Source organism: Bradyrhizobium sp. HKCCYLR20261 (assembly GCF_051168435.1).
Classification (GTDB): Bacteria; Pseudomonadota; Alphaproteobacteria; order Rhizobiales; family Xanthobacteraceae; genus Bradyrhizobium.
The window spans coordinates 406,915-431,251 of the sequence record NZ_JBNPUZ010000002.1; the positions used below are offsets into that span (position 1 = coordinate 406,915).

At 65.4% G+C, this 24,337-nt stretch carries 23 protein-coding genes; 7 read left to right on the plus strand and 16 right to left on the minus strand.

Going from position 1 to position 24,337, the window contains the following annotated elements:
• Positions 1 to 107: 107 nt before the first annotated feature.
• Positions 108 to 1,736 (plus strand): fatty-acid--CoA ligase, encoded by a 1,629-nt coding sequence (locus tag ACQR1L_RS05520; RefSeq protein ID WP_434856918.1) that lies wholly within the window; start codon positions 108 to 110, stop codon positions 1,734 to 1,736.
• 232 nt (positions 1,737 to 1,968) lie between these two features.
• Positions 1,969 to 2,829, plus strand: a complete 861-nt coding sequence (locus ACQR1L_RS05525; protein WP_434856919.1) for a DUF1499 domain-containing protein — start codon at positions 1,969 to 1,971, stop codon at positions 2,827 to 2,829.
• An 88-nt stretch (positions 2,830 to 2,917) separates the two neighbouring features.
• Here the strand turns inward: ACQR1L_RS05525 and ACQR1L_RS05530 are convergent, their stop codons facing one another.
• From ACQR1L_RS05530 to ribB, 3 genes are all read right to left on the minus strand, one after another.
• On the minus strand, positions 2,918 to 3,835 hold the full coding sequence (locus ACQR1L_RS05530; RefSeq protein WP_434856920.1) for an MBL fold metallo-hydrolase: 918 nt from the start codon (positions 3,833 to 3,835) through the stop codon (positions 2,918 to 2,920).
• 131 nt (positions 3,836 to 3,966) lie between these two features.
• Positions 3,967 to 5,181, minus strand: coding sequence for an acyl-CoA dehydrogenase (locus ACQR1L_RS05535; RefSeq protein WP_434856921.1), 1,215 nt, complete (start codon positions 5,179 to 5,181; stop codon positions 3,967 to 3,969).
• 64 nt (positions 5,182 to 5,245) lie between these two features.
• Positions 5,246 to 6,322, minus strand: a complete 1,077-nt coding sequence (gene ribB, locus ACQR1L_RS05540) for a 3,4-dihydroxy-2-butanone-4-phosphate synthase (RefSeq protein ID WP_434856922.1) — start codon at positions 6,320 to 6,322, stop codon at positions 5,246 to 5,248.
• 179 nt (positions 6,323 to 6,501) lie between these two features.
• On the opposite strand from ribB, the gene ACQR1L_RS05545 reads away from it, so the two are divergent.
• Entirely contained in the window at positions 6,502 to 7,728 is a 1,227-nt protein-coding gene (locus ACQR1L_RS05545; protein ID WP_434856923.1) for a PLP-dependent aminotransferase family protein, read from the plus strand.
• 9 nt (positions 7,729 to 7,737) lie between these two features.
• On the opposite strand, the gene ACQR1L_RS05550 is transcribed toward ACQR1L_RS05545, so the two are convergent.
• Positions 7,738 to 9,018 (minus strand): amidohydrolase family protein, encoded by a 1,281-nt coding sequence (locus tag ACQR1L_RS05550; protein WP_434856924.1) that lies wholly within the window; start codon positions 9,016 to 9,018, stop codon positions 7,738 to 7,740.
• Positions 9,019 to 9,185: 167 nt separating this feature from the next.
• Between ACQR1L_RS05550 and ACQR1L_RS05555 the strand changes: the two genes are divergently transcribed.
• Positions 9,186 to 9,632 carry a hypothetical protein gene (locus tag ACQR1L_RS05555; RefSeq protein WP_434856925.1) on the plus strand — a complete coding sequence of 149 codons (447 nt, stop codon included), beginning with the start codon at positions 9,186 to 9,188 and terminating at the stop codon, positions 9,630 to 9,632.
• A gap of 146 nt (positions 9,633 to 9,778) precedes the next feature.
• Positions 9,779 to 9,997, plus strand: coding sequence for a hypothetical protein (locus tag ACQR1L_RS05560; RefSeq protein WP_434856926.1), 219 nt, complete (start codon positions 9,779 to 9,781; stop codon positions 9,995 to 9,997).
• A 74-nt stretch (positions 9,998 to 10,071) separates the two neighbouring features.
• On the opposite strand, the gene ACQR1L_RS05565 is transcribed toward ACQR1L_RS05560, so the two are convergent.
• The 11 genes from ACQR1L_RS05565 to ACQR1L_RS05615 all read right to left on the minus strand — a co-directional run bounded on the left by ACQR1L_RS05565 (position 10,072) and on the right by ACQR1L_RS05615 (position 20,782).
• A complete protein-coding gene (locus tag ACQR1L_RS05565) occupies positions 10,072 to 10,893 on the minus strand; it encodes an aldo/keto reductase (RefSeq protein ID WP_434856927.1) in 822 nt (273 codons plus the stop codon).
• Positions 10,894 to 11,084: 191 nt separating this feature from the next.
• Positions 11,085 to 11,504 carry a hypothetical protein gene (locus ACQR1L_RS05570; protein ID WP_434856928.1) on the minus strand — a complete coding sequence of 140 codons (420 nt, stop codon included), beginning with the start codon at positions 11,502 to 11,504 and terminating at the stop codon, positions 11,085 to 11,087.
• Positions 11,505 to 11,814: 310 nt separating this feature from the next.
• Entirely contained in the window at positions 11,815 to 12,696 is an 882-nt protein-coding gene (locus ACQR1L_RS05575) for an aldose 1-epimerase family protein (protein ID WP_434856929.1), read from the minus strand.
• Between the two features lie 74 nt (positions 12,697 to 12,770).
• On the minus strand, positions 12,771 to 13,817 hold the full coding sequence (locus ACQR1L_RS05580) for an ABC transporter permease (RefSeq protein ID WP_434856930.1): 1,047 nt from the start codon (positions 13,815 to 13,817) through the stop codon (positions 12,771 to 12,773).
• Complete coding sequence (locus tag ACQR1L_RS05585) at positions 13,814 to 15,331, minus strand: sugar ABC transporter ATP-binding protein (RefSeq protein WP_434856931.1); 1,518 nt, start codon at positions 15,329 to 15,331, stop codon at positions 13,814 to 13,816. Before ACQR1L_RS05585 ends, ACQR1L_RS05580 begins: the two co-directional genes overlap by 4 nt.
• 68 nt (positions 15,332 to 15,399) lie before the next feature.
• Complete coding sequence (gene torT, locus ACQR1L_RS05590; RefSeq protein WP_434856932.1) at positions 15,400 to 16,461, minus strand: TMAO reductase system periplasmic protein TorT; 1,062 nt, start codon at positions 16,459 to 16,461, stop codon at positions 15,400 to 15,402.
• 64 nt (positions 16,462 to 16,525) lie between these two features.
• A complete protein-coding gene (locus ACQR1L_RS05595) occupies positions 16,526 to 17,497 on the minus strand; it encodes a biotin-dependent carboxyltransferase family protein (RefSeq protein ID WP_434856933.1) in 972 nt (323 codons plus the stop codon).
• Positions 17,494 to 18,363, minus strand: a complete 870-nt coding sequence (locus tag ACQR1L_RS05600) for a 5-oxoprolinase subunit B family protein (protein WP_434856934.1) — start codon at positions 18,361 to 18,363, stop codon at positions 17,494 to 17,496. Before ACQR1L_RS05600 ends, ACQR1L_RS05595 begins: the two co-directional genes overlap by 4 nt.
• Positions 18,363 to 19,745, minus strand: a complete 1,383-nt coding sequence (locus ACQR1L_RS05605) for an acetyl-CoA carboxylase biotin carboxylase subunit (protein WP_434856935.1) — start codon at positions 19,743 to 19,745, stop codon at positions 18,363 to 18,365. Before ACQR1L_RS05605 ends, ACQR1L_RS05600 begins: the two co-directional genes overlap by 1 nt.
• A complete protein-coding gene (locus ACQR1L_RS05610) occupies positions 19,742 to 19,981 on the minus strand; it encodes an acetyl-CoA carboxylase (protein WP_434856936.1) in 240 nt (79 codons plus the stop codon). Before ACQR1L_RS05610 ends, ACQR1L_RS05605 begins: the two co-directional genes overlap by 4 nt.
• A gap of 3 nt (positions 19,982 to 19,984) precedes the next feature.
• The gene (locus tag ACQR1L_RS05615; RefSeq protein WP_434856937.1) at positions 19,985 to 20,782 is read right to left on the minus strand and encodes a 5-oxoprolinase subunit PxpA; all 798 of its coding nucleotides are present in this window, start codon (positions 20,780 to 20,782) and stop codon (positions 19,985 to 19,987) included.
• Positions 20,783 to 21,062: 280 nt separating this feature from the next.
• Here ACQR1L_RS05615 and ACQR1L_RS05620 point away from each other — a divergent pair, with 280 nt between their 5' ends.
• Together ACQR1L_RS05620 and ACQR1L_RS05625 are read left to right on the plus strand one after the other, a co-directional pair.
• Positions 21,063 to 21,968: a LysR family transcriptional regulator gene (locus tag ACQR1L_RS05620; protein ID WP_172180054.1), complete on the plus strand. Its 906-nt coding sequence runs from the start codon at positions 21,063 to 21,065 to the stop codon at positions 21,966 to 21,968.
• Positions 21,969 to 22,140: 172 nt separating this feature from the next.
• Positions 22,141 to 23,337 carry an amidohydrolase family protein gene (locus tag ACQR1L_RS05625; RefSeq protein WP_434856938.1) on the plus strand — a complete coding sequence of 399 codons (1,197 nt, stop codon included), beginning with the start codon at positions 22,141 to 22,143 and terminating at the stop codon, positions 23,335 to 23,337.
• A 479-nt stretch (positions 23,338 to 23,816) separates the two neighbouring features.
• Here ACQR1L_RS05625 and ACQR1L_RS05630 read toward each other — a convergent pair whose 3' ends face one another.
• The gene (locus ACQR1L_RS05630) at positions 23,817 to 24,332 is read right to left on the minus strand and encodes a MarR family winged helix-turn-helix transcriptional regulator (RefSeq protein ID WP_434856939.1); all 516 of its coding nucleotides are present in this window, start codon (positions 24,330 to 24,332) and stop codon (positions 23,817 to 23,819) included.
• Positions 24,333 to 24,337: the final 5 nt, after the last annotated feature.

Consider the following 24,337-nt stretch of genomic DNA (forward strand, 5'->3'; position numbering starts at 1 on the left):
TGGCCGGCACAAGGCCATTTGCGCGCGCTGCGGCGCGCGCTAAAATTCACGAAACGGACCAAAAGACCCTCGCTGCCTAAAGCGAATACCACCGGAGGAACGACCTGATGCTTGGATTGATGCAAGACTGGCCCCTGCTTTGTCACCGGATCATCGAGCATGCGGCGACAATCCACGGCTCCCAGGAGGTCGTGACGCGTTCCGTCGAAGGCCCCATCGTTCGCACCACCTATCGGCAAATCCACGACCGCGCGCTCAAGGTGTCACAGAGACTGACGCGCGACGGCATCAAGCTCGGCGACCGCGTCGCCACCATCGCCTGGAATACCGGCCGCCATCTCGAGGTGTGGTACGGCATTATGGGAATCGGTGCGATCTGTCACACGGTCAATCCGCGCCTGTTCCCGGAGCAGATCGCCTGGATCGTCAACCATGCGCAGGACCGGATCGTCATCACCGACCTGACCTTCGTGCCGCTGCTGGAAAAGCTCGCCGACAAGCTGCCGAGCGTCGAGCGCTACGTGGTGCTCACCGATGCCGCGCATATGCCGGAGACGACGCTGAAGAACGCGGTCGCCTATGAGTCGTGGATCGGCGAGGCCGATGGCGATTTCAAGTGGGGCAGCTTCGACGAGAACACCGCGGCCGCGATGTGCTACACGTCCGGCACCACCGGCGACCCGAAGGGCGTGCTGTATTCGCATCGGTCCAACGTGTTGCATGCGTTGATGGCCAATTCCCGGGATTCGCTCGGCACCTCTGCCGCAGATACAATGCTTCCGGTGGTTCCGCTGTTCCATGCCAACAGCTGGGGCATCGCATTCTCCGCGCCCTCGATGGGCACCAAGCTGGTGATGCCCGGCCCGAAGCTCGACGGCGCCTCGGTCTACGAACTGCTCGACACCGAGAAGGTGACCTACACCGCCGGCGTGCCGACGGTGTGGCTGATGCTGCTGCAGCACATGCAGGCGCACAAGCTCACGCTGCCGCATCTGAAGATGGTGGTGTGCGGCGGCTCGGCGATGCCGCGCTCGATGATCCAGGCCTTCCTCGACATGGGCATCGGCGTGCGCCACGCCTGGGGCATGACCGAGATGAGCCCGATCGGCACGCTCGCCACGTTGAAGCCGCCGTTCCTCGATGCCGCGGGTGACGCCAAGCTCGACATCCTGCAGACCCAGGGCTTCCCGCCGTTCGGCGTCGAGATGAAGATCACCGACGATGCCGGCGGTGAGCTGCCGTGGGACGGCAAGACCTTCGGCCGACTCAAGGTCTCGGGTCCCGCGGTGTCGAAGGCCTACTACAAGGTCGACACCAACATCCTCGACGGCGAGGGCTTCTTCGACACCGGCGACGTCGCCACCGTCGATGCCCACGGCTTCATGCGCATCACCGACCGTTCCAAGGACGTCATCAAGTCCGGCGGCGAGTGGATCTCCTCGATCGACCTGGAGAATCTCGCAGTCGGCCATCCGGCCGTGGCGGAAGCCGCGGTGATCGGCGTCTACCATCCGAAATGGGACGAGCGGCCGCTTCTGATCGTGCAGCTCAAGCAGGGCCAGACCGCGACGCGCGAGGACATCCTGAAATACATGGAAGGCAAGATCGCGAAGTGGTGGATGCCCGATGACGTCGCCTTCGTCGACGGCATCCCGCACACCGCGACCGGCAAGATCCTGAAGACGGCGCTGCGCGATCAGTTCAAGGCGTATCGCTTCCCGAACGCAGCCGCCTGAGGCCCCGCGCCGGACGTAACACCAACGGCCCCTCCAGAAATGGCGGGGCCGTTTTTCATTCGGCCGATCCGTCGGCCGCGATCAGGTGGGAGGTCGCGCCTCTGGGATGTGCCAGGACGCTCATGAAGCTCAGGGATGCTGGCAAAGCCCTTGAATTTGCGCCATCCCCATGGTCTCAAGAGACGGCGGCGGCGATCGACGCCGATGGCCCAACCCGGCAGTTCCTGACACGATGGCCCGCAGGTTTCACGCCCCTTATCTGTCGGAGCCGACCTCCAGCCTCGCGACCTGGACCCGCAATCTGGCGGTGTTCTCCGTCGTCGCCGTGCTGGTCTCGATCCTGATCCTGCGCTTCGACTTTCTCGAGATGAAGCCGGCGCTGGCGACGTTCTTCGGCGCGCTGGGCCTTGCCGTGCTGTCGATCCTGCTCGGGCTCGCCGCCTTCGTCGCGATCTGGCGCAACGGCAGCCGCGGCATGAGCCGGGTGCTGCTCGCGTTTCTGATCGATGCCGTGGTGCTGGCCTATCCGGCCTATCTCGCGCTCCAATACCGCAAGCTGCCGAAGATCTACGACATCACCACCGACCCGATCGATCCGCCGCGCTTCGAGGCGCTGGCGCCGTTGCGCAACGGCGACGGCACCAACACGGCGGTCTATGCCGGGCTGTATTCGGCCGAGCAGCAGCAGAAGTTCTATCCCGACATCGAGCCGGTGCAGATCGAGCTGCCGCCGGATCGCGCCTACGCGATCGCGCTGAAGCTGGTCAATCGCCGCAAATGGTTCGTGGTCGACGAGCGCGCGCCGCAGCCGCCACGCCGGGTCGGCCGCATCGAGGCCGTCGCCCGCACGCCGATCATGGGCTTCCGCGAGGACATCTCGATCCGCATCCAGCCGGACGGCGAGGACTCCCGCATCGATGTCCGCTCCGCCTCGCGCTATTTCGAGTCCGACATTGGCAGCAACGCCGCGCGCGTGACCAAGCTGATCGAGGATCTCTCGAATGCCGGCGAGGCCGAGGCCCAGAAGCCGGTGAAGAAGGTGACGCCGCCGCCGGTGGCGGCAAAGGGCAATGCCAAGACGGTGAAGAAGTGAAATGGGCGAATGGGGAGTAGCGAAATAGGGACTGACGCGCGATTCGATCGCCCCTCTTCCCTCATCGCTACTCCCTATTCGCCATTCGCTACTTCATCCGATACGTCCCCCCGATCACCGGATCTCCCTCCGTCGCGACCACGCCGCGAGCAACCAAGTCTTCGAGATGCGCCAGCACGGAATAGCCGGCGGCCGTGGTGAGCCGCGGGTCGATGCCGATATAGATGGCGCGGACCATGGTGGGGATGTCGGCCTCGCCCTTGGCGAGGCGATGCAGGATCGACGCCTCGCGCGCCTGGCGGTGGCGCATCAGGAAGCGCGTGTAGCGCGGGCCTTCGGGGATCTCGGGGCCGTGGCCTGAGAAGTACAATTCCTCGGGCCTTGCCGCGAGCCGCTCCAGCGAGGCCATGTAGTCGACCATCGAGCCGTCCGGCGGCGCGACGATCGAGGTCGCCCAGCCCATCACGTGATCGCCGACAAAGGTCGTGCTGCGCTCGCCCCAGGCGAAGGCGAGATGGTTCGCGGTATGGCCCGGGGTCGCCACCGCTTCGAGCTGCCAGCCCTGCCCTTCGATGACGTCGCCATCCGCCACGGTCACGTCGGGCGCGAATTCGCGATCGACGCCGGACTCCGGGCTGTGCTTCTCGCTCTCATAGCGCGGCCGCGAGGCGCGATGCGGGCCCTCGGCGTACACCGTCGCGCCGGTTGCGGCCTTCAGCCGGCCGGTGTTCGGCGAATGGTCGCGATGGGTGTGGGTCACGATGATGTGCGTCACCGTCTCACCCCTGACCGCGTCGAGCAGCGCCTGCGCATGCGCCTCGTTGTCCGGGCCGGGATCGATGATCGCGACGTTCCCGGTGCCTACGATGTAGCTGACCGTGCCGGTGAAGGTGAACGGGCTCGGATTGTTGCAGAGGACGCGGCGGATGCCCGGGCGCACCTCGTCGACGACGCCCGCGACAAGCGGGAAGTTGCGGTTGAACGGAACGTCGTCATTGTCGGCCATGGCGTGCTCGTCGCTTGGTTACTCCGTCATGCCCGGGCTTGACCCGGGCATCCACGCTTTCGTGCCCCGCTAAGACGTGGATGGCCGGGACGAGCCCGGCCATGACGACGGCTTACAGCGCTCCGTCCTAATCAGAAGAACGCCTGAATGCCCGTGATCGCGCGGCCCAGGATCAGGGCGTGGACGTCGTGCGTGCCCTCATAGGTGTTGACCGTCTCGAGGTTGGAGACGTGGCGCATCACCTGGTACTCGATCTGGATGCCGTTGCCGCCGTGCATGTCGCGCGACACGCGGGCGATATCCAGCGCCTTGCCGCAATTGTTGCGCTTGACGATCGAGATCATCTCAGGCGCCATTTTGCCCTCGTCCATCAGCCGGCCAACGCGCAGGCTCGCCTGCAGACCGAGCGCGATCTCGGTCTCCATGTCGGCGAGCTTCTTCTGCACCAGCTGGGTGGCGGCGAGCGGACGGCCGAACTGCTTGCGGTCGAGCGTGTACTGGCGGGCGCGATGCATGCAGTCCTCGGCGGCGCCGAGCACGCCCCAGGAGATGCCGTAGCGGGCGCGGTTGAGGCAGCCGAACGGGCCCTTGAGACCGGACACGTTGGGCAGCAGCGCGTCTTCCGGCACGACCACGCCGTCCATCACGACCTCGCCGGTGATCGAGGCGCGCAAGGACAGCTTGCCGCCGATCTTCGGCGCCGACAGGCCCTTCATGCCCTTCTCGAGGATGAAGCCGCGGATCTGGTTGTCATGCGCGGCCGACTTGGCCCACACCACGAACACGTCGGCGATCGGCGCGTTCGAGATCCACATCTTGCTGCCGGTCAGGCGATAGCCGTCGGCGACCTTTTCCGCGCGGGTCTTCATGCCCGCGGGATCAGAGCCGGCGTCCGGCTCGGTCAGGCCGAAGCAGCCGACCCATTCTCCACTGGCGAGCTTCGGGAGATATTTCTTGCGCTGGTTCTCGTCGCCATAGGCATAGATTGGATACATCACCAGCGACGACTGCACCGAGTTCATCGAGCGGTAGCCGGAATCGACGCGCTCGATCTCGCGCGCGACGAGGCCGTAGGCGACGTAGCTCGCATTGGCGCAGCCATATTCCTCCGGCAGCGTGATGCCGATCAGGCCGAGTTCGCCCATCTCGTTGAAGATCTCGCGATCGGTCTTCTCCTCGAGATAGGCCTTGGTCACGCGCGGCAGCAGCTTGTCCTGGGCATAGGCGCGCGCGGTGTCACGTACCATGCGCTCGTCTTCGGTCAGTTGCTCGTCCAGCAGGAAGGGATCGTCCCACTGGAAGCTCGACTGGGCCGGCTTGTCCTTTGCCTGAGGGCGCGCGCTCATGAATGGTCCTTTCGCGTCTTGCTGCGCACGGGTCGCAGCGGTTGAGAGGTTAAATCCTGGAAGTTCAGCCTTCAAGCCGCTCATTGGCGACGATCTCGATGCCGAAACCGGACAGGCCCTTGTAATCATGGACCGACGAGGTCAGGTTCCGGATCGACGTCACGCCGAGATCGCGCAGGATCTGCGCACCGACGCCGACCTCGCGCCATTGACGATGGCGGTCCGCCTCCGCGGTATGCGGCTCCGTGACGGGCTCGACCGGAACGCCGGCCGCACCGTCACGCAGGTAGATCAGCACGCCGCGACCGGCCTTCTTGAAGTGCTGCAGCACCGCTTGAATACGCTGCGGACCCGCGATCAGATCCTTCACGATGTTGGGCTTGTGCAAGCGCGTCAGCACGTTCCTGCCGTCGCCGATGCCGTTGTAGACGAAGGCGGCGTGGGTGATCGGATCGAACGGCGAGCGATAGGCAAAGCCCTGCAGCGGCCCGATCGGGCTCTCGGTCGTGAACGTCGACACCCGCTCGATCAGCTTCTCGCGCGCCTGCCGGTAGGAGATCAGGTCGGCGATCGTGACGTGCCTGAGATTGTGAGCGGCGGCGAAGCGGACGACCTGCTCGCCCTTCATCACGGTGCCGTCGTCGTTCATCAACTCCGAGATGACGCCGACCGGCGGCAGCCCCGAGAGCTTGCAGAGATCGACCGCCGCCTCGGTATGGCCCGAGCGCAGCAGCACGCCGCCATCGCGCGCGATCAGCGGGAAGATGTGGCCGGGTCGCGCGAAATCATTCGCCCCCGCATTGGGATTGGCGAGCGCACGGCAGCAGGACGCGCGCTCCTCGGCGGAGATGCCGGTGCCGCCGTCCGGCTTGTAGTCGATCGAGACCGTGAACGCCGTGGTGTGGTTGGAATCATTGTGCGCGACCATCGGGTCGAGCCGCAGCCGCCGGGCGTCGTCGGCCGTGATCGGCGCGCAGACGATGCCGGAGGTGTGGCGGATGATGAACGCCATCTTATCGGGCGTGCAGAGCGAGGCCGCGACGATCAGATCGCCCTCGCCCTCGCGATCGTCGTCGTCGGTCACGACGACCATCTCGCCCTTGGCGAAGGCGTGCAGAACTTCCTGGATCGAGTCGGCCATTGCAAAGTCTCGCTGCTTTTTCCGGGGGCTGCTTTAACCGGGATCGCAGGCGCGCGCCAGAGCAGCGGAACCGCCGCTCGAAGGTCGCCTTCCCCGGGAAAAGAACTTGCCCTGCCGGGACAAGCACCCTGGTATCTGTTTAAAGTCGCGCCAATTCGAGAACAAGGGAGCCGCGCCTCATGGCCGCATTCGATTTTGCACCGCTCCTGGCGGCAGGCCTGCCGGCGCCGGCCGCACGCTGGACGGGGCTGGCCAAGTACAGCTTCGTCGGCGGCAACAATGACGCCGATGCTGTCCCTGTGGAAGGCTTGCGCGCAGCCGCCGATGCCGTGCTCGCCCGCGAGGGCCGCTCACTCGCCACCTATGGCCTCGCGCATGGGCCGCAAGGCTACCGGCCGCTGCGCGATTTCCTGGCCGCCAAGCTGACGCGCGATGCCGGCATGTCGGCCCGTGCTGATGACATCATGATCCTCTCGGGCTCGCTGCAGGGACTGGATCTCGTCAACCAGGCGCTGCTGGCGCCGGGCGACACCGTGCTCGTCGAGCAGGACAATTACCAGGGCACGCTGACGCGGCTGGCGCGGATCGGTGCCAAGCCGATCGGCATCCCGCTCGACCGGGACGGCATGCGAACGGACGTGCTGGCGACGGTCCTGGCCGATCTCAAGGATCGCGGCATCCGGCCGAAATACATTTATACCATTCCGACGGTGCAGAACCCGACCGGCACCATCATGCCGGAGAACCGGCGCGCCGAGCTGCTGTGGCTGTCACGCGCCTATGGCGTGCCGGTGTTCGAGGACGACTGCTATGCCGACCTGATCTGGGACAGTCAGCGGCCGCGCGCGATCCATGGCATGTCGGATCATGGTGGCGTGATCCATCTCGGTTCGTTCTCCAAATCGGTCGCGCCGGCGCTCCGCGTCGGCTTCCTGGTCGCGCCGTGGGAAATCATGTCGGTGCTGCTCGCGCTGAAGACCGACGCCGGCTCGGGCGCGCTGGAGCAGATGGTGCTGGCGGAATACTGCAAACAGCACTTCACAACGCATGTCCCGCAACTCGTGCGCGGGCTGCGCGCCAAGCTCGACACGCTCATGGAGGCGCTCAACGCCGAGTTCGGCACATCAGCCGAGTTCGAGGCGCCGAAGGGCGGCATCTTCCTCTGGGTCAAGCTGCCGGACCAGGTCGATGCGATGAAGCTCTCGCAGGCCGCGCTGAAGCGCGGCGTGTCGATCAATCCGGGACCGGAATGGTCGACCGACGCCACGCATGCAAGGAGCCGGCTGCGGCTGTGCTTCGCCAGCCCCTCGCATCAGGAGATCCGCGAGGGCATCGCCGTATTGGCCGAGGTCTGCCATCAGGAATTCGGCGTACCCACGCGGTCGGCCAATGTAGAGCGCGGCTGAGCGCGCCGCTCACCGCACCGAGAACGGCGACTGGTACGGCCGCCCGAACGGCACACCGTTGACCACGGTCTGCACCGGCTTCAATTGCAGCTTACCGTCACGCTTGTTGCCGCGCGTGTCGACGAAGGTGACAGGGCCTTCGACCAGATCGACGATCGCAAGGTCCGCCGGGGCGCCAACTTGCAAGGTGCCGAGCTTGGGCGTCCGGCCGATGATCTTGGCCGGCGCCGAGGTCGCCATGCTGACCACCTGCTCCAGCGAGAAGCCCATCGCCAGGAACTTGCCCATGACGTTGGGCAGGAACGGCATGCCCGGCGTGTTGCCGGAGAAGACGTGGATGTCGGAGGAGATCGTGTCCGGGGCGCAGCCGCCGGGGATCGCGACCTCCGCCACCGTGTAGTCGAAGCTGCCGCCGCCATGGCCGACGTCGAACAGCACGCCGCGCTGCTTGGCGGCGAGCGCCGCCGGCAACAGCTTGCCGCCTTGCACGATGTTGGTGAAGGCGCCGCCGATATTCGGAGCGCCGGAATAGGCATGAGTGAGGACATCGCCGGGCCGCAACAGGTCGAGGATCTGCGACATCAGCTCGGCGGTCTCGACACCGCCGATATGCACCATCATCCGCGCCGGCCAGCCGCACAGCTCGCAGGCCTTGATGCCGCGCTTCAACGGCTCGAGACCGTGCTTGAAGATCACGTTCTCCGACATCCGCACCTTCACGCCGAGCAGGAAGTCCGGGTTCTCGGCCAGCGCCATCGCGCAGGCATCCACCTGCGCATTGTCGATGTTGTAGAGCTCGGCGACCGGAAATGCCGACAAGCCGTTGTTGGCGATGTGGACGAAGGCATAGATACGGGCCCGCGACTGGGCCACGATGAAGCGACGCAGCGCAGCGATATTGTTCACGCCGGCATCACCGGCCGAGACGACCGTCGTGGTCCCCTGGAATTGCACCAATTCGTCCGGCGGAATCCCGATGGCCGAACCATAGGGATAGACGTGGCTGTGAAGGTCGATCAGTCCCGGCATCACCAGCCGGCCGGCGGCGTCGATCGACCGCAGTGCACGCTCGGCCGGTATGTCGGTCTCGATCGCCTCGACGACGCCCCAGCGAATGCCAATGTCGCGCTTGCCCCGCAGCGACTGGCTGGGATCGATGACGTCGCCGCCCTTGATCACCAGGTCGAACTTGTCGGTGGGCCCCATCGCGGCATGAGCCGGACCTGATACGGCAGCCAATACGGCCGCTCCGGACGACAACAGGAACTTGCGGCGCGACAACGCTGGCATGATCAGCCTCCCCCATGTCTGTTTGTAGTTGCAGGCAGCATGCGCCTGGTCCGCGCCCCCAGCAAGGCTAACGCGCAAAGAATGAGACTTTGTGCCAACACTTGTGCTGCTTTGCGCCATTGACGCAGTGCATTAGGATGTGGCGGCAGTCATCCCTGCGAGACCGCATGTCCCAGATCGTCCGCACTCTCCTCGCGACCATCCTTTTCACATGCTTCGCCGCCGCCGCTTCGGCGGACGAGACCGTCGACGTCGCACGCGCCTGGGGTCTGATCGGGACGTGGGCGGCCGACTGCAGCGCGCCTGCGGTCAAGGGCCGTGGCGCGATCATTTCCTACGAAGTCACGCCGGCTGGCCGCTTGATCTATCGCCGCGACCACGATCCGTCCGATGTGAACGCAGTCACCAAGGCACGCATCGACCCCGATCAAACGCTGGTGCTGTTGATCATGCTGCCCAAGGCAAAGCAGACGCGAGAGAACGGAATCACCCGGACATCCGACGGCGGCATCCGCTCGCTGTTCAATCGCGGTGAGGACAATAGCTATACCATCCGTGACGGCCGCTTCGTCGCCAACGGCAATCCGACGCCGGTTCTCGGGAAGTGCGGCTGACGCCGCCTGGCCGAAGCTTCGACCGCCGCCGACGCCGTGGCCGCAAATCCAAATCTTAACGTGCGTTCAGCAACTTCGCCGAAGTTCCTGCGGAACGTTATCGCACACTTCAAGTTGACCTCGCGCAATTCATCCTGGAGGACAACATGAAGAAGCTCGCTCTTGCACTCGCCTCGCTGTCGGTCATTGCTCTCGCGGCGCCGTCGATCGCCAACGCCGAGACCGTGATCATCAAGCGCGGCGGCCACCATCACGGCTGGGACCGTTCGCGCGCCGAATACCGCATGCATCGCCACTATGGGCCCCGCTATGTCCGGCCCTATCACCGCCATCACGATCGCACGGTCGTCATCAAGCGCTACTGATCTGCTGCGCGGACAAGGAAATGGCCCCTCTCGGGGCCATTTTTCTGTTGATCGCAGCACATGCTCCGCCGACGTCAGCGATCCCACTCCGGCGCGAAGCCTGGATTGACGAAGCGCTTGTCCTTCGGAAGCGCCGCAATCGTCTTGCGGTCCTCGTCGTCGAGTTGAACCTTCATCGCATCCCAATTGGCCTGCTGGCTTTCCTTGCGGCCGGCCTTGGGGATGGCCGCCACGTGGTCCTGATCCAGCAGCCACTTCAGCGCCACCTGCGCGGCGCTTGCGCCGTGCTTGCGGCCGATCGCGGCCAGCGTCTCGTCGGCCGCCGCGCGGCCCTGCGCCAGCGGACAATAGGCGACCAGCGGGATCGATTTGCTGGCCATGTAGGCGATCAGCTTCGACTGGTCGAGCATGACGTGATACTCGACCTGATTGCATGCCACCGGCGCCTGGATGTCCTCGACCGCCTGCCGCAGCAGCGCGACCGTGAAATTGGCCACGCCGATCGAACGGGTGCGCCCCTCCTCCTTGAGCTTCACAAGCGTCTCCAGCGCAGCCGGAAGATTCATTCCCTTGGCCGGCCAATGGATGAGGTAGAGATCGACGAAGTCCAGCCTGAGCTTCTTCAAGCTCGTGTCGAACGCACGACGAATCGCGTCCGGCGCGAGGTTCTCCGGCCAGACCTTTGTCGTGACATGCAATTCGGCGCGCAGCACGTCGGCTGCTGCCAGCGCCGCTCCGATCGCGTCCTCGTTGGCATACATCTCGGCGGTGTCGATGTGGCGATAGCCGAGCGCCAGCGCGCTCTCGACCGCCTCACGGCACACGGTGCCCTGCATGCGAAACGTGCCGAGCCCGAGCTTGGGCAGACGGATCCCCTGGGTTTCGATGACGTTCATGGACTCTCCTGGACAGCGGGCGGATCACCGGCGCGGACACCGGCGACGGCGTCGATCAAACTAGATCTTGGCGGAATGCGCTCAGTCTGCGCGCGCTGCGCTTGCGAGTTCAAGCGAACCGGCCGCCGAGCTCAATCAAGATATCGGCAGATCGGTTCCGGAGTCCGGGAGATCCTGACGGCGAGCGCCGTTCAGCGCCAGTTGCAGATGCCGCCGCTGCCGGGCTTGCACGGCCAGGTCTGAATGCGCGTATCCATCGCCTGCGCGTCGAGGGGGTTGCTGCGGCGCTGCGCGAGCTTGGCGCGCGCGGCGCCGCGCGGCCGCTCCGCCACTTTCGCCGCGCGACCTCGCCGCGTCGACGCGGCATGCGGGGTCACCGCCCCGACATCAGCCTCACCGGCCGAACGCGAGGCCAGCGCTTGGCGATCGGTCCGGGCCTCGATCGGAACGGGCTCGAAATGCGCTTCGGGGCCGAGCGGTTCAGGCGACAACACGGCCTTGGACAGATCAAGCCGCAGGAAGTCGCCGCGCTGATACGGAGTCGCGACGGCCTGGCTGGCCGTGAGCAACACGGCGCATGTGATTGTGCCGATCAAACCTCTCGTGACCATCCCCGTCCTCCGTCGTCCCGCGCGACCTCAATCGCGCGCCCCTGCTGCGAGATCCCTGTGTGTGCGGGCGATGGTCCGATGGCTCGGCGGTCCCATTCGCACATCTTGATGTTCGTTGATCGACCGTTATCAGTTCGGAGAAAAAGCTCCGGATCAGCCGGTCGTTGCGAAGATCATAGCCAAAGTTCCGTCCGCGTCTTTCATGTAGGACACACGAGCGCCATGTAAAGGCCCAAAACCGCGAGTCACGGTTACCGCTGTGCACGGCACTGGGCGCAAGCCAAATCCGTCGTATTCGACATAAGTCATACTAATCAGATGGCGCGATCCCCACGCGAACGTGCAGCGTTTCCGCCGCCCCCGGAGCGATGTGCATCACACCCGGCTTCCTCGCGAAATCCGCATCGAACTCCATTGGACTCGCAAAGCCGCGCCAGGGCTCGATGCACAGGAACGGCGCGCCTCCGGGCTTCGACCAGATGCCGATCTGTCGAAAATTAGCCCATGATAATTCCAGCGAAGGTCCCTTGGTTCCGATCAGGCGAACCGAGCGGCTGGCGAGTTGATCGAGAATGATTGCATCCTCCTCGAACAGGCCGTCGTTCAGTGAAAGAACGCGTCCTTCGATCGGCGACGGCTCGGGATGCGCGCGCAGCAATCCGCCTGTCAGACGCCGGATCGGCGCCGGCTCCGGTTCGGCAAAGATCAGCCGATAGCTCTCCTTCGGTTCGCCCGGGAGCAGCGGCCAGTTGAACGCCGGATGGGCGCCGAACGAGGCCGGCAATTCCTCCGCGCCGGGGTTGGCGATGTCGACCTGCATCTCCAGCGCGTCGGCCGTGATCCGGTAGGTCAACGTCAGGCTGAAGGCGAACGGGTAGCGGTCGCGGGTGGTCTCATCATCCGTCAGTCGGAGCATGCATTTGTCGGCGCTGCGCTCCAGCCAGTTGAAGCGCAGGTCACGGGCGAAGCCGTGCTGCGTCATGGGATAGGAGCGACCGCGATGATGCAGCCGATCATCCTTCAGGCGGCCGACGATCGGAAACAGCCAGGGCGCATGGCGCGGCCAGGCAGACCCCGCCTGCCAGAGCAGTTCGAGGCCCTCGGGCGTCTTCAGCGAGCACAGCTCGGCGCCGCCGGCCTTGATGGTGGCGGCGATGCCGCCGGCGCTGATCGTATGGAGGTCGTCGCTCATGTTGCAGCATCCGTGCCGGGAGATCCCGACGGGTGATGCCGGATTGGAGCGACGACGTCCAGAGCTTGTCCCGATCAGCGTTCGCCGACAAGCAGCCGGTAGCGGACCTGATCGAGAATGACGGCGAGCACCAGCAGCGAACCCAGCAGCACCATCTGCATGTAGGACCCGATCTGCGCGATGTTCATGCCGTTCTGCAGGAGTACGATGAAGAAGCCGCCGAGCACGACGTTTTCGACCCGGCCGATGCCGCCATGCAGCGACACGCCGGCGATGACGCAGGCCGCGATCGATTCCAGCGCGATGGTGCCGCCGAGATTGGTCTCGCCGGAGCCGACTCGTGCTGTCAGCAGCAGGCCCGCCACGGAGGCGAGCAGCGCGCACATCGCATAGGCAATGAACAGCACCTTGGTGGTGTTGACGCCCGAGAGCCGCGCCGCCTTGACGTTGCCGCCGACGGCCTGGATGTGCTTGCCGAGCCGGGTGCGGTTCATCACCAGCCAGCTCGTGGTGGCGGCGACGATCGCGACCAGGACGGGAACGGGAATATCGAAGACGCGGCCGAAGCCGAGAATGTCGCCGAACTCGTAGGGCACGCCGGACACCGGCACGCCGCCGGTGAGAAACAGCGCGATGCCGGCGCCGACCGACTGCACGCCCAGCTTCATGATGAAGGGCGAGACGCCGAACACGGCAATGCCGAGTCCATTGATGCTGCCGATGACGAGCGCCGCCGCAAGCCCGGCGCAGCAGCCGAGCACGATCACCAGCCAGAGCATGTCCGGCGGCAGGATGTGCGACAGGCTCACCATCGCGAGCGCCGAGACCACCGAGGTCAACGCGATCGCGGTGCCGACCGACAGGTCGAAGCCGCCGGTGACCAGCGCCAGCATCTGCCCCAGCGAGACCAGGATGAGATAGACGGATTGCCGCGCGACATTGGTGAGGTTCTGCAGCGCCAGGAATTCCTTGGACACCAGCGAGAACGCGATCAAGGTGGCGGCCAGGAAGAACGGCAGCACGCCGACGCGCAGGAACAGCGCGCGCAGACCTTTGAGCAGCGCATTGGCGCGGCGCGGCGCGGCCGTGTCCTCGGCGATTGTCGTCGTTGGCATGCTCACGCCGAGCCCTCCGTTTCAGCAAAGAAATGTTTCAGGACGTTCTCTTCCGCGATCGCATCGCCGGACAGTTCGGCCGCGATACGGCCCTTGGCGAACACCAGCAGCCGATGCGACAGGTTCATCACCTCCGGCAGGTCGGAGGAGATCACGACGACGGCCTTGCCGGATTCGGCGATGTCCTTGATGAGCTGGTACAGCGCCATCCGCGTCCCCATGTCGACGCCGACGGTCGGCTCATCGAAGATGTAGACGTCGCGGTCGTCACCGAAGCCCTTGCCGAACAGCACCTTCTGCTGGTTGCCGCCGGACAGTTTCGACACAGCGCGATCCATCGCGCCCTTGGCGATGCCGACCTTGTCGCCGATCGCATCCGTCAGCGCGCGGCTGCGGCGCGGCCCCACGAAGCCGAGCGGACCCGCAACGTCGTCGCGGTCGAGCAGGCTGAGCTCGATGTTGCCGCGGGCGCTCGCGGTCATCTGCAGGCCCTCGCTCTTGCGGTCCGACGGCAGGAAGAACACGCCGTCCTTGAGCAGCGCGCGCGTCGAGGCGCCGGTGACGTCGCGGCCTTTCAGGGTCACCTTGCCGGCCTGCAATGGCTGCAATCCGATCGCCGCGCGCCAGATCCGCGATTTGCCGCTGCCGACGAGACCGGCGCAGCCGAGCACCTCGCCGGCACGCACCTCAAGGCTTGCGCCATGGACGCCCGCGGTGCGGATGCCCTCCAGCGTCATGACCACGGCGCCATCGGTGCGACGCGCGATCTTCGGATAGACCTGGTCGACCGCGCGCCCCGTCATCAGCTCGATCAATTCGCGCTCCGACGTGTCGCGTGCAGACACCGTGGCGATCAGCCGGCCGTCGCGCAGGATCGAGATGCGGTCGGCGATCTCTTGGAATTCCTGGATCCGGTGCGAAATATAGATGATGCCGACGCCGGAGGCGGCCGCCTTGCCGATGAAGCCGAACAGACGCTCGGTCTCGCGCTCGGTGAGCGAGGCCGTCGGCTCGTCGAGGATCAACACGCGGGCATTGGACAGGAACGCCTTGGCGATCTCCACCATCTGCTGCTGCGCGCGCGACAGGCTGGACGCGGGACGCGTCACGTCGATGTCGAATTCGAGCTCGGCAAACAGTTTGCGCGCGCCGGCCAGCATGGCGCGGCGATCCGTCAGCGGCCCGCGCATCAGCTCGCGGCCGAGATAGAGATTCTCGAACACCGGCAAGGTGGGCACCAGCGAGAATTCCTGGAACACGGTGCCGATGCCGGCCTTGGCCGCGTCGTGCACCGAATGAAAGCTCACCTCACGCCCAGCGATGCTGATCGAGCCGGTCGTGGGCCGGAATACACCGGAGAGAATGGAGATCAAGGTCGACTTGCCGGCGCCGTTCTCGCCGAACAGCACATGCACCTCGCCGCGCTCGACCTTGAGATGGACGCCGCTGAGCGCCTTGACGCCGGGAAACTCCTTGGTGATCCCGGTCATCTCGACCAGCGGTGCAGCCACATTGCTCATCGCCTGCCCCCTGCGATGCGGCCCTGCCCCGTCAGGGAGCGAAGGCAGAGCCGCATCTTTTTCCCCGCTTAGTTGAAGACGGGTTTGAAGCCGTCCGGGGGAAGGATGTTCGCCGGCGGCACCTTGCCGATATTGGCGGAGTCGACCACGAAGATCTTCGGACCGACGTGCTTCACGTAGTCCTTGCCTTCGAGGATGCGCACGGCCTGGTCGACCGCGATGCGGCCCTGGATGACCATGGAGTCCGCCGGCGCCGCCAGGATCAGGCCGCGCTTGATGCCCTCATAGACGCCGGGCGTCATGTAGAAGGCGAGCAGGTCGACCTTGCCCTTCAGCCCGCGCTCGCGGATCAGGCCCTGCGCCGCCTCGGCGGTCACCGCCGTGCCGGCGACGTAGCGGATATTGGGCGCAGCCTGCAGCGCGTCCTCGACCAGCTTGGCCTGCACCTCCTTGCCGGTGTCGCCATATTTCGGCTCCAGCACCTTGATCGCCGAGCCCTTCACCGCGTCCATGAAGCCCTTGTTGGCGGCCTCGACCCAGCCGGCGCCGGCCGGGCCCGGGAACCAGCCGACCACGACCTCGGGCGTGCCGGCCGGATGCTTCTTGGCCAGATAGCTGCCGGTCTCCGCGCCCATCGTGTAGAACGACACCAGCGACTTGGCCGAAATATCCGGCGAGGAGATGCCGTTGACGAGGTCGATCACCGGGATCTTCTTCTTGGCGATCTCGCCGATCACCTTGTTCAAGCCATCGGCCGAGATCGCGCCGATGATGACGGCGTCCGTGCCGCTCGCCACGCAATCCTCGATCTGCGAGATCTGCTTGTTCAGCTCGGTGTAGCCGCCGGCCTCGACGAGGTTCATCTTGACGCCGAGGCGCTTCGCCTCCTCCGCGACGCCATAGTCGACGCCAAGCCAATAGGCATCCTTCATGTGCGGGAACGAGACACACAGCTTCCACGGCTTGGAGGCCTTCTCCAGCGGGACATACTTGACGTCCCACGGCTTGCCGTCGGCCGCGAACGGCGGATCGATCTTCGATGCATCATAGGGAAACCAGTCGGCGGCGTGGGCGCCGCCCGACAGCACCAGCGCCGAGGACGCCAGGAGAACACGAACCAAACTCTTCATTGAACTACCCCTTTGTCATTCAGTCTTGGAAACCCGGCATCGGCCGTCCCGCACCGAAGTGCGGTCAGGCCAATGCCGCCCGGATCTTCTGCAGAAGAGCTTTGCGATCGGCGCGCGCGGCGAGCGCGCCATCCATGTCGATCTCGACGAAACGCGTCGGCATGTTCGGCTGCAATTGGCCGATCAGGTCCATGTCGGCCGAGATGACCGTGCCGACCATGAAGTAGCCGCCGCCGGAGACGGCATCGCGATGCAGGATGATCGGCTCCTTGCCGCCGGGCACCTGGATCGAGCCGTAGGGATAGCAACTGTCGACGATGTTGGAGGGATCGGAGCCGGCCCCGAACGGCTGCTCGCGCTCGACGAATTTCAGCGCCTGGCCGCCGCGGAAGCGATAGCCCATGCGGTCGGCCTCGGGCGCGACCTTCCACTGGTCGGCGAAGAAGCTCTGCTGCGATTCAGGTAGGATGCGATGCCAGTACAGGCCGGGCAATACGCGCAGCTCGGCGGGATGACCCGGCTTACGGCGAAGGACCTCGGGGACACTCGCGCCAGCCTTGCCGCTCGTGGCAGCTCCGACCGGTAACTCGTCGCCCGCCGCGATGGCGCGCCCCTTGAAGCCGCCGAGCGCACCGATCGGATAGGTCGAGCGGCTGCCTAGCGCGAGCGGCACGTCGATGCCGCCTGAGACGGCGATGATGATGCGCGCGCCGCTCTTCAGATAGTCAAAGCTGAGCACCTGTCCGGCCCTCACCTCGAGCGCGGTCCAGCCCGGCTGCTCGACGCCGTCGAGCTTGATCGGCATCTCGGCCCCGGTGACGGCGATGCGCGCAGGCGCCGTGAATTCCAACTGCGGGCCGATGAAGACGGCTTCCAGACAGGCTGCGCCCTCGTCATTGCCGACGAGCATGTTTGCCGCGCGTAGTGCGAGCCGATCCATCGCGCCGCCGACGGGAATGCCGAGATGGAAATAGCCGGGGCGGCCGAGGTCCTGCACGGTGGTCGACAGGCCCGGATGAAGCACCTTGATGGTCATGCCAGCGCTCCCTGAAGCTCGGCGTTGTAGCCGGTCATGTCCTTCTGGAAATCGCGGAAGTCGAAGGTGACGTCGCGAATGATGGGCGCGAAGCGGCCGGACGCGACCTCGCCCAGCGCGTGGTCATATTCGTCCTGCTGGATCGGCTTGAACTTGACGATGTCGCCGGGCCGGAAGAACACCATGAAGTCGCGCAGGTATGAGATGCTCTGCTCGGGATCGAAAATCGGCATCGGTGTGATGCCGAACATCTGGTAGCCGCCGGCACCGCGCACCGAGTAGATGCAGGAGAAGCAGCCGCCATGGCCGATCGTCAGCTTCGGCGTGTCGGTGCGCGGGCGCAGATATTTCGGCACCTGGAGCTGCTTGCCTCGCTCGACCATCTGGTACATGAACGGCAGGCCGGCGACGAAGCCGACCATCGAGACGAACCAGGGCGAGCCGCTATGCGCCTTGATGAAGGCGTCGACATCGGCGAGGCCGTTGACGCGCGCGGCATATTCGAGGTCGGTCGCGGTCGGGTCCTGGTGGCGCTCGCGGAAGCGCATCAAGGTCTCGTGCGTCCAGGGATCCTGGTAGAACACGGGGATCTCGATGATGCGGGTCTTGATGACCGGCTCGGTCTTGGCCGCCGCGCTCTCGATGCCCTGCACCTCTTTCAGGATATCGTTCGGCTTGACCACATCGGGATCGAACTTGATCTGGAACGAGGCGTTGGCCGGGCAGATCTCCGTGACGCCCTTGATGCCGGCGTCGCGGATCGCATTCGTCATCGACAGGCTCTTGAAGAAGGCATCGAGCGACATCGCCTCGTCGCATTCGACGAAGAGATGCTCGTCACCCCCGAACGAATAGCGGGTGGTCATCAGGCGTCCTCCCTGGCGCGGGCCAGCTGCGCGAAATCGGACTCGAGCCATGGCTCGAGAAAGCGGGTATGGGTGCGTCCGTCGGCGACGCTGGCATCGCGCGCGAGCGCGGCATGCAGCGGAATGGTCGTGGGGATGCCGGTGATCACGAGACCATCGAGCGCCTCGCGCAGCCGGGCCAGGCAGTCGGCGCGGGTCTCGCCCCGCACGATCAGCTTGCCGAGCAGCGAGTCGTAGAACGGCGGCACCGCATAGCCTTCGAACAGCAAGGTATCGAAGCGGATGCCCTCGCCGTCCGGCACGGCGAGCCGCTCGATCGTGCCGGGCGCGGGCATGAAGCCCTTGTGCGGGTCCTCGGCATTGATCCGGCACTCGATCGCGTGGCCCTGGATGCGCACGTCGTCCTGCGTCACAGAGAGCTTGGCGCCGCCGGCAATCTTCAGCATCTCCTGCACCAGGTCGATGCCGGTGATCATCTCGGTGACGGGATGCTCGACCTGGATGCGGGTGTTGACCTCGATGAAGTAGAATTCGTTGGTCGCATCGTCGTAGAGATATTCGACCGTGCCGGCGCCGCTGTAGCCGACAGCGCGGCCGAGCGCGACGGCGCTGGCGCAGAGCCGCTGGCGGACGTCATCCGGCAGCCCCACGGCAGGCGCCTCCTCCCAGACCTTCTGACGCCGTCGCTGCAGCGAGCATTCGCGCTCATAGCAATGCACGACGTTGTCGCCGTCACCGAGGATCTGCACCTCGACATGGCGCGCGCGCTCGATCACCTTCTCGATGTAGAGCCCGCCGTCGCCGAATGCCGCCGCGGCTTCACTGGAGGCCTGTGGAAACTGCCGCGCGAACTCCTCGGCATCGCCGACGATGCGGATGCCTCGCCCGCCGCCGCCGGCGGCCGCCTTGATCATCACGGGAAAGCCGATCCGCGCCGCGATCGCGATGGCCTCATCGAGATTGGTGACGCGGCCGTCGGAGCCCGGCACGGTCGGCACGCCGGCGAGCGCCGCGACCTGGCGCGCCATCACCTTGTCGCCGAGCAGCCGGATTGCCTCAGCGCTCGGGCCGACGAAGACGATGCCGGCCGCGGCCACGGCGTCGGCGAACTCGGCATTCTCGGCGAGGAAGCCGTAGCCGGGATGCACGGCGTCGACCTTGGACGCCTTGGCCGCGTTCACCACGGCCTCGATGTTCAGATAGGATTTCTTCGCCGCCGGCGGCCCGATCTCGACCGTCTCGTCGGCGAGCTGCGCCGCCAGCGACTCCTTGTCCGCGATGCTGTGCGCGAGCACGGTGCGCAGGCCCAGCGCCTTCGCCGCGCGGATGATCCGCACCGCGATCTCGCCCCGGTTGGCGATCAGGACCGAGCGCAGGGTCATGCCTCGACCTCAGCGATCACCTGACCAGCCATAACCGCATCCGCGTCATCGACCGAGAAGCGAATGTTCCTGCCGGCAACGCCGGCCTTGACCTCGTGGAACGACTTCATCACTTCGACGAGGCCGATGACGTCGTCAGTAGCGACCGTATCGCCGTCGTTCTTGAACGGCGCGCTCTCCGGCGAGGGCTTGCGATAGAACACGCCAGGCAACGGGGACTTGATCTCAGTGCTCATGGGTCAGGCTTCGCTTTGCGGTTTCTGAGGAACGATGTCGGACGGCGGCGCGATGCGGATGCCGTTGGCAATCAGCGTCTGGCGCATCGCGCTGGCGATCTCGTAGGCGCCGGGCGTATCCGAGTGGAAGCAGATCGACTCGAATTCGACGTCGATGTCGTCGCCTTCGATGGTGCGGACCTTGCCGGTCTGGCATGCGCGCAGCACCTTGTCGGCGACGCCCTGCGGATCGAGCCTCTTGCCGTGGCGGGTGAACACGATCGAGCCGGAGCGGTCGTAGTCGCGGTCGGCGTAGAACTCGCGGATGACGGGTTGCCCCGCCTCGACGGCGACGCGATAGGTCACCGAAATGTCCATGCAGAACACGAAGGAGTTCGGCGCCACCGTGCGCATCAGCTTGATGAAGGAGCGCGACAACTGTTCGTTGGCGGCGAGCTCCATGTACAGCGCGCCGTGCGGCTTGACGTGCTGCAAGGTGCCGCCATGGCGGCGGGCGAACTCCCGGATGGCGCCGACCTGGTAGACGATGTCGTTGATCAGTTCGTCGGCCGAGCCGTCGATGCGGCGGCGGCCGAAGCCTTGCAGATCGCGATAGCCGGGATGCGCGCCGATGCCGACGCCGTGCTGGGTGGCGAGCCGCACCGTGGTGTCCATCAGATTGGGGTCGCCGGCATGGAAGCCCGCGGCGATGTTCGCCGAGCTGATCAGCTCCATCAGCTTGGCGTCCTCGGCGTCGCTCAGCCGCCAGGAGCCGAACGCTTCGCCCAGATCGCAATTGATATCGACAGTCTTCAGCGGCACGGATGCTCCCCTCACCTGGCGCCGCTCTTTCGCGCGAGATGGCGGCGGAACAGGACGTTAGGGGCACAAAGTCCCATTGAAAATTATTATTGTTGGAAACTCATTTTCTCCTTTTTAGATTGCCCGTTGAACACGCTTTGCGCGCTGCATCCGGTCAAATAGCTGATAAAATTGACTGAATCATGCCGCCCGTTTGCGGTGCACCGTGCCCAAGGAATATTCGATTTGCTTTTTAAGAGGGACGATGGCTCCATATTCTGATCTTTGAATGGAGAATTGGGTGGCCATCAGCCTGCGCCAGATCCGCTATTTCGTCGCCACCGCCGAGCAGGGCCAGATCACCCAGGCCGCCTCGGCGCTGTCGATCTCGCAATCGGCGATCACCACCTCGATCAAGGAGCTTGAGGAGATCGTCGGCGCCGAACTGTTCAACCGCTCGCCGCAGGGCATGGAGCTGACGCCGATCGGGCGGCAGTTCCTGTTTCACGCCTACGACATCCTCAACAAGGTCGAGGAAGCGACCTCGCTGCGTGTGCCCGCCGGCGACGTCGAAGGCAGCCTGACGCTCGCGGCGACCTACACCGTGATCGGCTATTTCCTTCCCAACCATCTCGAGCGACTGAAGCGGCACTATCCGCGACTCAACATCCAGCTGTTCGAGCTCACGCGCGAGGCCATCGAGGAAGGGCTGCTGTCGAACCGCTACGACATCGCGGTGCTGCTGACGTCGAACGTACAGAATCCCGATCTCACCATGGAGACGCTGATCGGCTCGCGACGGCGGCTCTGGGTGCCATCGAAACACCGGCTGCTGCAGCGCGAATCCGTGTCGTTGCGGGACGTTGCCGACGAGCCCTACATCATGCTGACGGTCGACGAGGCCGCGCACACCTCGCTCAAATACTGGAACAAGACCGCATTCCAGCCCAACGTCGTGCTGCGGACGTCCTCGGTGGAAGCCGTGCGCTCGATGGTCGCCAACGGTCAGGGCGTGGCCATTCTGTCCGACATGGTGCTGCGCCCGTGGTCGCTGGAAGGCCGGCGGATCGAGACCATCGTACTCAGCGATCCTGTCCCGGCGATGGATGTCGGCCTCGCCTGGCGGCGAAACATCGAGTTCACGCCGGCCATGGAGGTGTTCCGCTCCTACTTCCGCCAGGCGTTTTATATTCCGACATTGCGCTAGATGCGGCGGTCGAAGCCGTCTGCAGCGTAGGCAACCCGCGCCTCATCTTCGTGCAAGTCCGCCGCTTGCCGCTCGCATTCATTCGTGTACGAATGACCAAAACCGGCTTGATGCTGCGCCGCGTGCAGGCGCAAACTGCCGCAAAACGCTTCGCCAGGAGAAGGACATCCCGATGGCCCATGACGCGCCGCAAACAACCGGTCCCAGCAAGCTGGTGATCCGCAACATCGGCCTGATGCTGTCCGGCGCGCTGGAACGGCCGATCCTGGATGCCGACACCATCGTCGCCGAGAACGGCAAGATCACCGCGATCGGCCGCTACAAGGACGTCGACACGTCAGGCGCGACGACCATCGTGGATGCCCACGGCACGACGGTCGCGCCGGGCCTCATCGACAGCCACGTTCATCCCGTCGCCGGCGACTGGACGCCGCGGCAAAACCAGAGCAACTGGATCGACTCATATCTTCACGGCGGCGTCACCACCATGATCTCGGCCGGAGAGGTGCACATGCCCGGCCGCCCGCGCGACGTGGTCGGCCTGAAGGCGATGGCGATCTTCGCGCAGCGCGCGTTCTGGACGCTGCGTCCCGGCGGCGTGAAGGTGCATGCCGGCGCGCCGGTGATCGAATGCGAGATGGTCGAGGACGACTTCAAGGAGCTCGCCGCCGCCGGCGTCAAGCTGCTCGGCGAGGTCGGCCTCGGCGGCGTCAAGGACGGTCCGACCGCGCGCAAGATGGTCGGCTGGGCGCGCAAATACGGCATCCAGAGCACGATCCACACCGGCGGCCCGTCGATCCCCGGCTCCGGCCTGATCGACAAGGATGTCGTGCTGGAAGCCGGCACCGACGTCATCGGGCACATCAATGGCGGCCACACGGCCCTGCCGGACGATCAGATCCGCTGCATCTGCGAGGGCTGCAAGGCCGGGCTGGAGCTGGTGCACAACGGCAATGAGCGCTCGGCGCTGTTCACCCTGCGCACCGCGCGCGAGATGAACGAGCTCAACCGCGTCATCCTCGGCACCGACGCGCCCGCCGGCTCCGGCGTGCAGCCGCTCGGCATCCTGCGCATGGTGTCGCTGCTGTCCTCGCTCGGCGACATCCCGGCCGAGATCGCGTTCTGCTTCGCCACCGGCAACACCGCGCGGATGCGCGAGCTCGATTGCGGTTTGATCGAAGTCGGCCGCTCCGCGGACTTCGTCATCATGGACAAGGCGCAACATTCGCCGGCCAACACCCTGCTCGACAGCGTCCAGCTCGGCGACCTCCCGGGCATCGGCATGACCATCATCGACGGCATCGTCCGCACCCAGCGCAGCCGCAACACGCCGCCGGCCACGAAGATCCCGGAGATCGTGGCGAAGTAAGTCGACTCTCGCTCCGCCGTCATTGAGGGCGCAGCGGTGAGTGTGCCCAGCTCGCTCAACACCAACGGTGTCGTCCCGGCCTTGAGCCGGGACCCATACTCCGCGGCGGTCGTGGTGGGCGCGATGCCAACGACGCGCCTGCCCCAAGCTACACTCTGTGGCTCTGGGTCCCGGCTCAAGGCCGGGACGACGGCAGAGTTTGCCGCTCCTGCATACGCAAACTCGAATCATGTGAGTGCGCGAAACCATCTCCCCACCGTCATTGCGAGCGCAGCGAAGCAATCCAGAGTCGAGCATGACGCCCTGGATTGCTTCGCTGCGCTCGCAATGACGCGGTGAGTCTGGTTGCTACCGCGAACCAGAACCGTAGGGTGGGCAAAGCGGCGCCGTCCGGCGCGCGTGCCCACCTTGGCAGAGGTGGTCTTGATAAGAATGGTGGGCACGCTTCGCTTTGCCCCCCACGAGATTTGCGCGTTTGACTACCGCAGCCGGCTCAGCAGCGACAGCAACGTCTCGCGCTCCTTCGCATCCAGCGGCGCGAGCGTTTCCTTGGAAATCGCAAGCGCCAGCGGCGCGGTCTTCTCCGCGAGTTGCTGGCCCGCACGGGTCAGGCTCACGAGAAGCCGCCGACCATCCTGCGGATCCGCGCTCGTCTCCGTGAGACCCCGCGCGGTCAGCCGGTCGATCACGCCCTTGATGGTCGCGACATCCATCGCCGTGAGTCGCCCGAGCTGGTTCTGCGAGCACGGACCGGTCTCGACCAGCTTCGACAGCGCCGCCCATTGCGTCGGCGTCAGGTTGCTGCCGATGTCGCGGGCGAAGATCATGGTGTGGCGCTGCCAGACCTGGCGCAGGATGAAGCCGATCTGATCGTCCAGCACATAGGTCGACTTCGCCGGCTTCGCGGCGGTCTTCACGGCAGCTTTCGCCGCTGGCTTTGGCGAAGCCTTGGCCGCAGTCTTTGTCGATCGCTTCAGCGTGGCGCTCTTGGCCATCTCTT

Coding starts and splice junctions, on each gene's coding strand:
- torT (WP_434856932.1), bottom strand. CDS start 16,461: ATGAAGAGTTTGGTTCGTGTTCTCCTGGCGTCCTCGGCGCTGGTGCTG.
- ACQR1L_RS05570 (WP_434856928.1), bottom strand. CDS start 11,504: ATGGTCACGAGAGGTTTGATCGGCACAATCACATGCGCCGTGTTGCTC.
- ACQR1L_RS05535 (WP_434856921.1), bottom strand. CDS start 5,181: ATGAGCGCGCGCCCTCAGGCAAAGGACAAGCCGGCCCAGTCGAGCTTC.
- ACQR1L_RS05560 (WP_434856926.1), top strand. CDS start 9,779: ATGAAGAAGCTCGCTCTTGCACTCGCCTCGCTGTCGGTCATTGCTCTC.
- ACQR1L_RS05525 (WP_434856919.1), top strand. CDS start 1,969: ATGGCCCGCAGGTTTCACGCCCCTTATCTGTCGGAGCCGACCTCCAGC.
- ACQR1L_RS05610 (WP_434856936.1), bottom strand. CDS start 19,981: ATGAGCACTGAGATCAAGTCCCCGTTGCCTGGCGTGTTCTATCGCAAG.
- ACQR1L_RS05545 (WP_434856923.1), top strand. CDS start 6,502: ATGGCCGCATTCGATTTTGCACCGCTCCTGGCGGCAGGCCTGCCGGCG.
- ACQR1L_RS05630 (WP_434856939.1), bottom strand. CDS start 24,332: ATGGCCAAGAGCGCCACGCTGAAGCGATCGACAAAGACTGCGGCCAAG.
- ACQR1L_RS05565 (WP_434856927.1), bottom strand. CDS start 10,893: ATGAACGTCATCGAAACCCAGGGGATCCGTCTGCCCAAGCTCGGGCTC.
- ACQR1L_RS05585 (WP_434856931.1), bottom strand. CDS start 15,331: ATGAGCAATGTGGCTGCACCGCTGGTCGAGATGACCGGGATCACCAAG.
- ACQR1L_RS05530 (WP_434856920.1), bottom strand. CDS start 3,835: ATGGCCGACAATGACGACGTTCCGTTCAACCGCAACTTCCCGCTTGTC.
- ACQR1L_RS05625 (WP_434856938.1), top strand. CDS start 22,141: ATGGCCCATGACGCGCCGCAAACAACCGGTCCCAGCAAGCTGGTGATC.
- ACQR1L_RS05605 (WP_434856935.1), bottom strand. CDS start 19,745: ATGACCCTGCGCTCGGTCCTGATCGCCAACCGGGGCGAGATCGCGGTG.
- ACQR1L_RS05550 (WP_434856924.1), bottom strand. CDS start 9,018: ATGCCAGCGTTGTCGCGCCGCAAGTTCCTGTTGTCGTCCGGAGCGGCC.
- ACQR1L_RS05555 (WP_434856925.1), top strand. CDS start 9,186: ATGTCCCAGATCGTCCGCACTCTCCTCGCGACCATCCTTTTCACATGC.
- ACQR1L_RS05575 (WP_434856929.1), bottom strand. CDS start 12,696: ATGAGCGACGACCTCCATACGATCAGCGCCGGCGGCATCGCCGCCACC.
- ACQR1L_RS05600 (WP_434856934.1), bottom strand. CDS start 18,363: ATGACCACCCGCTATTCGTTCGGGGGTGACGAGCATCTCTTCGTCGAA.
- ACQR1L_RS05595 (WP_434856933.1), bottom strand. CDS start 17,497: ATGACCATCAAGGTGCTTCATCCGGGCCTGTCGACCACCGTGCAGGAC.
- ACQR1L_RS05520 (WP_434856918.1), top strand. CDS start 108: ATGCTTGGATTGATGCAAGACTGGCCCCTGCTTTGTCACCGGATCATC.
- ribB (WP_434856922.1), bottom strand. CDS start 6,322: ATGGCCGACTCGATCCAGGAAGTTCTGCACGCCTTCGCCAAGGGCGAG.